We start from the raw sequence: 7,341 nt of genomic DNA on the forward strand, positions 1-7,341 counted from the left end.
GAGCCGTCGGCGACCGGACCGCCGCCGGTGAGTCGCGTCGGTGCACGGGGTGCGCTGGGTGCGGGGTACCGGTGAGGGGCCTTCCTCGTGATGGTGGACACGCGGTCGTGGGTCACACGGCGAGCGTGGGCTTGGCGGCGTGGTGTCATCGGTCGCACTCGTCGGGACCGAGGTGGGTGCGAGGCGTATCACGTCTCGCCCCGGCTCCGGCCTTCGCAGGTCATGCCTCCGGGGCAGGGTGTCGCACCGTCTTCTTCACGGCCGTCTCCAGCGCGCTTCCTCGAGGACCGGCGGCAGGCTCCGAGCCGCACCGTCGACGGGGTGGTTCGGGAATGGGCCGGAGAGCTGTCTTCTGCCAGTGGCAGAACACCGGTCCGGCCGGGCTCGGCGGTCAGTACAGTCCGGGCTCATGACGACGGTGACCACGCGCACGATCGCATATGAGGCCGACGGCCTGACGATGACCGGGCATCTCGCGCTCCCGGCCGGTGCCGGCCGCCGGCCCGCGGTCCTGGTCGGGCCCGAGGGGGTGGGGCTCAGCGACGTCGAGCGCCGCCGGGCCGAGGCCCTCGCCGGGCTGGGATACGTGGCCCTGGCCTTCGACCTTCACGGCGGACGCTATCTGGGCGACCCCGAGGAGATGCTGGCCCGCTGCCTGCCGCTGCTCGCCGACCCCGGCCGGATGCGGGGCATCGGCCACGCGGCGCTCGACGTGCTGCGCGCCGAGCCGCGGACCGACCCGGACCGCATCGCCGCCGTCGGCTACGGCACCGGGGGCGCCATCGCGCTGGAACTCGGGCGCGACGGCGCCGGCCTGCGTGCGATCGCGACGGTCAACGGACTGACCACGGGCCGGCCGGGCGAGGCGGCGCGCATCGGCTGCCCGGTGTGGGCCGGGGTCGGGTCGGAAGACCCGATCATGCCGCCCGCGCAACGGGAGGCGTTCACCGCCGAGATGCAGGCCGCGGGCGTCGACTGGCGCCTCGTGGTCTATGGCGGCGCCCTGCACGCCTTCCACCACCCGCCGGTCGACCACACCGTGCTCCCCGGGGTCGGTCATCACCCGCAGCACGCGCAGCGAGCCTGGCGGGACGTCGTCGACCTGCTCGCCGAGTGCCTGCCCATCACGGAGTGATCCGGTCGGCGACCGCAGCGGGCCGGGTTCCTCGGGGAACCGGCGGCCGTCGAATGCGCGGGCCCACCGGCATCAGCCCTGCTCCCACCAGATAGCTGCCTGATGCAAATAACAGCAAGACAGGCGTGCGAAGGGAACCCCTTCGGGGTGACGGGCGGAGCCCGGGGTTCGGGACGGGAACCGTTTCGGTACGGGGTGGTCCGGGTCGGACCATGACGGACCGAAGTGGGACCCGCAGGGGCGGCGGAAGTGGGTGGGGGGAGCTTTTTGCTGTTATTGAGCATCGGAGGGTGCGTGTCCAGTGCCCCGCCCCAGGGCTCGCTCCGTACCGTCGGGTGTCCTGGTCCTGAGCGACGAACGTCTGCTGAGCATCGCTCAGGAGCAGGACACCGGACGCGCATCACATGGACCGCCGCGGCGCCCCCAGCGCCTGCACCTCCGCGTAGGAGAGGGCCGCGCCTTCCACCGGCAGGCCGTCACGGACGGCGCTCGCGGTGGCCGCGACGGCCGCCAGGGCGTTGCGGTAGAGCAGGGAGCCGAGACTGATCCTGCGCACGCCCAGCGCGGCCAGCTCGGTGACGGTGGGTCCGGCCGGCGCGTACAGGATGTTCAGCGGGACGGTGAGGGCCGCCACCAGGGCGGCGATCCTGTCCGGGTCCGACAGCCCCGGCACGAACACCCCGTCCGCACCGGCCTGTTCGTACACCGCCGCACGCGCCCCGGTCTCCTCCCCCCGGCACCCGAGCCAGTACGTGTCGGTGCGGGCGTTCACGAACAGCGCGGGCACGGCGGCCTTGACCGCGGCGATCTTCGCGGCGTGCAGTTCCACGGGGGCGAGGGTGCCGTCCGGGCGCCCGTCCTCCAGGTTGACCCCCGCGGCGCCCGCGGCGTACAGCCTTCCGGCCAGCTCGGCCACCTCCTGCGGGTCGTCGCTGAAGCCCCCTTCCATGTCGACGGTGAACAGGAAGGAGCCCTGCCCGAGCCGGCGGGCCAGCGCCAGGGTCTCCTCGGCGGTCGCCGCCGCCCCGTCCGGCAGACCCGCGGCCGCGGCCACGCCCAGACTCGTGGTGCCGATCGCCTCGAAGCCCTGCGCCGCCAGGACGGCCGCGGAGGCGTAGTCCCAGGCGTTGGGCAGCAGCAGCGGGGCCACCTGGTCGTGCAGACGGGCGAAGGCACTGCGCGGGCGCCGCAGCAGACCCTCGGCCAGGGCGAGGGCGTGGGCCCGGCCGGGGCACACCCGCGGCGGCGCGCCGAAGGTGAGGGGCACGGGGTGCACGCGGTTGGCGGCCGCGAGGTCCAGGAGCACCACGTCGCCCTCGGCGATCTCCCGGCCGGCGACCCGGGTGGCACGAGCGGCGACCCGGCGCACGGACGCCACCGGCGGAGCTTCCCGGAGCACCCGGGCCAGCGGTACGTCGCCGCCGGCCGCGGCCTCCACCAGCGCGGCCGTCGCCGCGCAGGCCTGCACCAGCAGCCCGATGCGGTTGGCGGCGGCCTCCAGCGCGGCCTCGTCCGCCGGCACCGGCACCAGGTGCGCCACCAGGCGCGCCACCGCCTCGTCCGCGGCCGCGTCCGCACCCCCGAAGTAGGCCCCGGCCACCACGGTCACCGCCTCCGCGACCACCCCGGGCTCCGGCATCCCCAGAGCCTCGGCGAGGGTGCGCACCACCCGCACCCGGACCTCCTCCTCGGGCCCCTCCGCCACCGCCCGCCGCAGCGCGGCGGGCTCCAGCCGGGCCAGTTCGGCCTCCACCAGGGCCCGCCGCCGCCGGTGCGGCTCACCGGAGCTGAACCGGGCCACGGTGGCGCGCAGCCACGCGACGCCGGCCCCGGCCCCGGCCGCGCCGCCGTCCGCGGCCGGCAGCTCCGGGACGAGCGCGGGGTCGGCGAGCGCCGCCGAAACATCCGCGTAGCGGTCGAACTCATGCGTCGTCTGCGTCATGGCCCCGACGTTAGGGCGAAGACGCTTCGGCCTCCCCCGAACCGTCACCGCGCCGTCAGGGCCTCACGTCCCCACGCGCCGGGCGCGGACGCGTGCTGCTGTCCCTCCCCGGCCGGGGGACGGTGACGCCAAGCTGCCAGGCGCGATGATGCCGCAGGTCAACGCGTGACAGGGCCGATTCCGGCGGACAAGCTTGATCCGACGGAAAGAACCCCGGCCCGGGAATCGGGCCGGGCAACGGTCACTTCCCAAGGAGCGTGTCATGCGTCGTCGTGTCATCCGAGCCGCGGTTCTGTTCCTGATGCTCGTCGGCACCGGCCTCGGAGGCTCCTCCCAGGCGCTGGCGGCCTCGCCGGCCGCGACCGGTGAGGCGGGCGTCCTGGACGACGGCTTCGGCTGGTAGCCCGGGGACGGTCTCGTCCCCGTCCCCACCCGGCCGGAAGGCAACCCATGTACCTGTACACCCTGAGAATGACCGGCCCCGAGCTGGACCCGGACGAGACCGCCGGAGTCGTCCACCGCATCCGCGCCCGGGCCGAGGACGTCGCCGGCGTCGAGCACCTGCGCGTGCACAGCGGGCCCGGGGAGATCGCCCTGGCCGTCTTCCTGCTCGCCGACGACGCGCCGCACGCCCGAAGGACCGTCCGGGAACTGTGCCGCCGCGTCCTCGACGGCACCGGGGCACCCGCCCGCTGGTTCCTCTCCTCCCCGCCCGCCGCCCACGACGGCGGGTCACCCCCGCCATGGTGAGCGGGCCGCACACCGCCGCCCGGCCCCGCACCGCGGCGGACGCACCCGCAGCTCCTGCCGCGCCCCGTGTCGTTCTCCCTCTTCACCCTGGTCGTCAACAAGGAGGCGGGGGTGCAGCAGCCCCGACCCCTCCGGCCAGGAGAAGAACCCCTACCTCTACGCCGAGGGCGACCCCGTCAACCGCATCGACCCCACCGGGCTTCTCTCCCTGTCGGATGTCGGTGACTTCCTCGAGAGCACCAACGACATATGGGGAGCGGTCACTGGTTGTATAGGGGGCATCGGTGCCGCGGCGGAGACTGGGATTATCACTGCTGCCAGCACTTTCGGACCGTGGGGGACGGCTGCTGCGGTCGGTGTCGGATGCGCCGTAGGCGGTGCAGCCGGGTACGCGAATGCAGAACTGATCACGTACGGCTGATCAGGGATGCTGACGGCAAGGCCTTAGGGCCGCTGAACGTGCACGTAGTCCTGCGGTGGAGGGCTGGATGCTGCTCACCACCGCAGCGACGCACCAACGACTCCTCGCCCGCCTCCAGGACATCAAGACAGGCAGCGAGGCCAGCGACTCATGTCAGACGGATCGGGGTGGAAAAATGAGCGATAAGACGAAACTCGTGGCGTTCGTGATCGTCGGTTTCGTAGTTTCCGTGATTGTTCTTGTCTACGGACTGCAGACCGGAGAAGCAGTTCCCCTCGCGCTCGCTGCCCTGGGCTTTCCCTCAGCCTCCGTGCTGACTTTTCTGATGATCCGCCACTCCAGGAAGGGCTCGTAGTTCCCCTATCCCAGGTTTCCTCGTGACGGGCGGACGTGAGGACCATCTTCAGCTGGGTGGCGGCTGCCTCTATAGAGGCAGCCGCCACTCCTTCTACTGCGCGGAGGCCGGTACCGGGTCGCCCGCAGGCCCAGGACAGTCCCGCCAGTTCCATATGTCAGTGGCGTGTGCAGCTCCCGATCGCAGATTGAGAGTGGAACGGTGGTGTGGCTAGATCGCTCGCCAAGGTGAGGGGGAGCTGGAGCGGCTGACGACCAGGTACTCGTCCCGGTATGAAGGTGCCGGTTAAACACTGCTCGGTTGCCGCTCGGCGAAAGTGCGGTGCAGATAAGTGACACTGCACCTCGCCAGGGTTCGTCCCTCAGCACAGTGAGGGACGAACCAGTCTGGCAACCCAACGAGCTCGTGCACGGTAAGCGGTGAGGCATCGAAGGCTTCGACATGGCTCCGTGTTCACATCTGCCGTGCCGAGGCCAGATCCGCGGTCTGCTGGTGGGACAGCAGACCGGCGATGGCCTGGATGGTGTGACTCATGTGTTCGCGGCGGCCGAGGTGGCGGGTGAGAGCACGCCAGTTCTTCAGGTGGGCGATGCCGTGCTCGACCCGGATCCGCCTCGAGGAATGGGCTTTGCGCCGGTGCTCGTGCATCTCCTCGTACCAGTCGGGGGCGTTCTTGAACTTGTGGTGTGGTGGTGTGACCACCCGGCCGCCGGTCTGGGCTCCCAAGCCCTGGTAGCCGGCATCGGCGAGGATCTCGACCGCGGGCCCATCGGCCAAAAGCTTGATCAGCCCGAGCTGGCGGGCGTGGGTGATGTCCGCGCAGCTTCCGGGCCTGGTCGGGCTGCAGAACAGCACCCGGCCAGCGCCGTCCGTGACGACCATGGTCTTGACCGCGTTCTGCTTGTTCTTGCCGGAGATGAACGTGTCCCGGTCGTTGTGTCCGGCGGCCGGCCGGCGGACCCGGATCTCGGTGCCGTCGATGATCCCGGTCTGTCCGCTCGCACCGAGGTGGCCGATGACCTCGGCCAGGGTCCGCAGCCGCACCCCTGGGCTGACGGTGCACCCTCGCTCGGCGAGCAGCGGTCGCACCTCTCCGACGGCACGGGTGATGGTGGAGCGATCGACACCGAACCAGCAGGCCAGCACGTCGTGTGTGACCGCGTGTCGGAGGTGCACGAGGGTGGCCAGGAGCCGGTCGACGAACACCAGACGGTGCTTCGCACCCGCGCCCACAGCCCGCTTCCGAGACCGGGAAGCAAACCTGGCCTGGTGCCGTTCATGCCACAACGGACCAAGTTCAGCCACGAGTTCAGCGATCACATCAGCCGACAGACCCGTGATCCTCCGGTCGCTGATGATCGCTGCACGAGACACGTTCCCCACCACACAACCATGATCGACGATCAGAAGCGCGACGTCTCACCGCTTACCGTGCACGAGCTCGTTAGCTGTCCGAGGGCACGGGCACTTCGAGGCCCGCACTTGCTGCGTAGGACAGCATTACGCGTAGGGCGGTCCCCAGTTGCTCTGGTTCGAGCTTGCGGATCAAGTGGGCATCGATGAGGCTCCCGTTGCCATGGGGGAGGGGCTTCCCCACGGGGATCACGTCGTTGGGCTCGTCTATGTCCTGTCCGGCGGATCACTGGCGGAGCCAGAGCCGGATCGCTGCGGCGGTGACGGTGCCGTGGAAGACGTAGGCCCGCTTGTCGTAGCGGGTGGCGACCGCGCGGGAGTTCTTGAGCCGGTTGATGGTGCGCTCGACCTCGTTGCGGCGGCGGTAGCGGTCGGGGTCGAAGCCGGTTGGCCTTCCGCCGTCTTTGCCTCGGCGCCGGCGGTTGGCCCGCTGGTCCTTCGGTTCGGGGATCGTGTGCTGGATGTGGCGTCTTCGCAGGTAGCGGCGGTTTCGGCGGGAGCTGTATGCCTTGTCGCCGCTGACGTGGTCGGGCCGGGTCCGAGGGCGTCCGCCCAGCGGCCGGGGCACCCGGATCCGGTCCAGGACCTCGACCAGTTGCGGGGCGTCGCCCCACTGGCCCGGTGTGAGCAGGAGGGCCATGGGGCGGCAGCCTCCTTCACCGGCGGGGTGGATCTTGCAGGTCAGGCCGCCCCGGGAGCGTCCGAGTCCCTCGTCGGGGCGGTGGTGCCGGGGCGTCGTCCTTTTTTCGGGACCCGCGGCCGGGTCTTGCGGGCGCCGGCCGCGTGCTGGTGGGCCCGGCAGGACGTCGGGTCGACGCCGACCATCGACCAGTCGATCCGCCCGGCGAGGTCGGCGTCGGCCTGGACCGCGTGCAGGATCCGGTCCCAGGTTCCGTCCGCCGACCAGCGGCGATGCCGTTCGTAGACGGTTTTCCACGAGCCGTAGCGTTCCGGCAGGTCACGCCAGGGGACGCCGGTCCGGACCCGGAACAGGATCTCGTTGACCACGGTGCGGTGGTCGTTCCACCGTCCACCCCGACCACCTGAAGGTGGTAGATGCGGCTCCAGCAACGACCACTCGCGATTCATCAGATCCCCCCGACCCATGACCGAACCAACGAGCGACCGGTCAGAAGGTCACATGATCCGCCGGACAGAACTTAGTTCTGCTTCGCCAACCTAAGCCGGCCAGTACGGTTCGACCGATCAGAGCGAGCGCATCCGCCTCGGTGACACCTTCTTCCACAATGGCCCCCTGGGCCTGTCCGCGAAGACCACCGCCGGCGTGGACATGAGCTTCAACCGGGAACCCGGGGGCACCCTCA

At 71.0% G+C, this 7,341-nt stretch carries 8 protein-coding genes; 4 read left to right on the top strand and 4 right to left on the bottom strand.

Annotated features, from left to right (window positions below):
* The first annotated feature begins 409 nt into the window (after positions 1-409).
* Positions 410-1,135: a dienelactone hydrolase family protein gene (locus tag A2U95_RS20460; RefSeq protein ID WP_166024587.1), complete on the top strand. Its 726-nt coding sequence runs from the start codon at positions 410-412 to the stop codon at positions 1,133-1,135.
* Between the two features lie 400 nt (positions 1,136-1,535).
* On the opposite strand, the gene A2U95_RS20465 is transcribed toward A2U95_RS20460, so the two are convergent.
* Positions 1,536-3,077: an isocitrate lyase/PEP mutase family protein gene (locus A2U95_RS20465; protein ID WP_166024589.1), complete on the bottom strand. Its 1,542-nt coding sequence runs from the start codon at positions 3,075-3,077 to the stop codon at positions 1,536-1,538.
* A gap of 262 nt (positions 3,078-3,339) precedes the next feature.
* Here A2U95_RS20465 and A2U95_RS20470 point away from each other — a divergent pair, with 262 nt between their 5' ends.
* From A2U95_RS20470 to A2U95_RS20480, 3 genes are all read left to right on the top strand, one after another.
* Positions 3,340-3,480: a hypothetical protein gene (locus tag A2U95_RS20470; RefSeq protein WP_166024591.1), complete on the top strand. Its 141-nt coding sequence runs from the start codon at positions 3,340-3,342 to the stop codon at positions 3,478-3,480.
* Between the two features lie 68 nt (positions 3,481-3,548).
* Positions 3,549-3,827, top strand: a complete 279-nt coding sequence (locus A2U95_RS20475) for a hypothetical protein (RefSeq protein WP_166024593.1) — start codon at positions 3,549-3,551, stop codon at positions 3,825-3,827.
* A gap of 488 nt (positions 3,828-4,315) precedes the next feature.
* Entirely contained in the window at positions 4,316-4,603 is a 288-nt protein-coding gene (locus A2U95_RS20480; RefSeq protein ID WP_166024596.1) for a hypothetical protein, read from the top strand.
* A gap of 453 nt (positions 4,604-5,056) precedes the next feature.
* On the opposite strand, the gene A2U95_RS20485 is transcribed toward A2U95_RS20480, so the two are convergent.
* From A2U95_RS20485 to A2U95_RS32095, 3 genes are all read right to left on the bottom strand, one after another.
* On the bottom strand, positions 5,057-5,989 hold the full coding sequence (locus tag A2U95_RS20485; protein ID WP_166024598.1) for a transposase family protein: 933 nt from the start codon (positions 5,987-5,989) through the stop codon (positions 5,057-5,059).
* Between the two features lie 253 nt (positions 5,990-6,242).
* Positions 6,243-7,123 (bottom strand): IS5 family transposase gene (locus tag A2U95_RS20490; RefSeq protein WP_206282918.1). Its coding sequence is split into 2 segments (ribosomal slippage): positions 6,243-6,763 and positions 6,763-7,123, totalling 882 coding nucleotides; the frame shifts between segments, so codons are not numbered across the junction.
* Positions 7,124-7,145: 22 nt separating this feature from the next.
* Positions 7,146-7,341, bottom strand: a 196-nt coding sequence (locus A2U95_RS32095) for a hypothetical protein (protein WP_206282919.1), incomplete at its 5' end; no start/stop codon positions are given.

Origin of the sequence: Streptomyces chilikensis, assembly GCF_001642695.1 — a bacterium.
In the GTDB taxonomy this organism is placed as follows: Bacteria; Actinomycetota; Actinomycetes; order Streptomycetales; family Streptomycetaceae; genus Streptomyces; species Streptomyces chilikensis.

What these genes read in the sequence shown, in the direction of transcription:
- A2U95_RS20460 (WP_166024587.1), top strand. Translation starts at nt 410, where the DNA reads ATGACGACGGTGACCACGCGCACGATCGCATATGAGGCCGACGGCCTG.
- A2U95_RS20465 (WP_166024589.1), bottom strand. Translation starts at nt 3,077, where the DNA reads ATGACGCAGACGACGCATGAGTTCGACCGCTACGCGGATGTTTCGGCG.
- A2U95_RS20470 (WP_166024591.1), top strand. Translation starts at nt 3,340, where the DNA reads ATGCGTCGTCGTGTCATCCGAGCCGCGGTTCTGTTCCTGATGCTCGTC.
- A2U95_RS20475 (WP_166024593.1), top strand. Translation starts at nt 3,549, where the DNA reads ATGACCGGCCCCGAGCTGGACCCGGACGAGACCGCCGGAGTCGTCCAC.
- A2U95_RS20480 (WP_166024596.1), top strand. Translation starts at nt 4,316, where the DNA reads ATGCTGCTCACCACCGCAGCGACGCACCAACGACTCCTCGCCCGCCTC.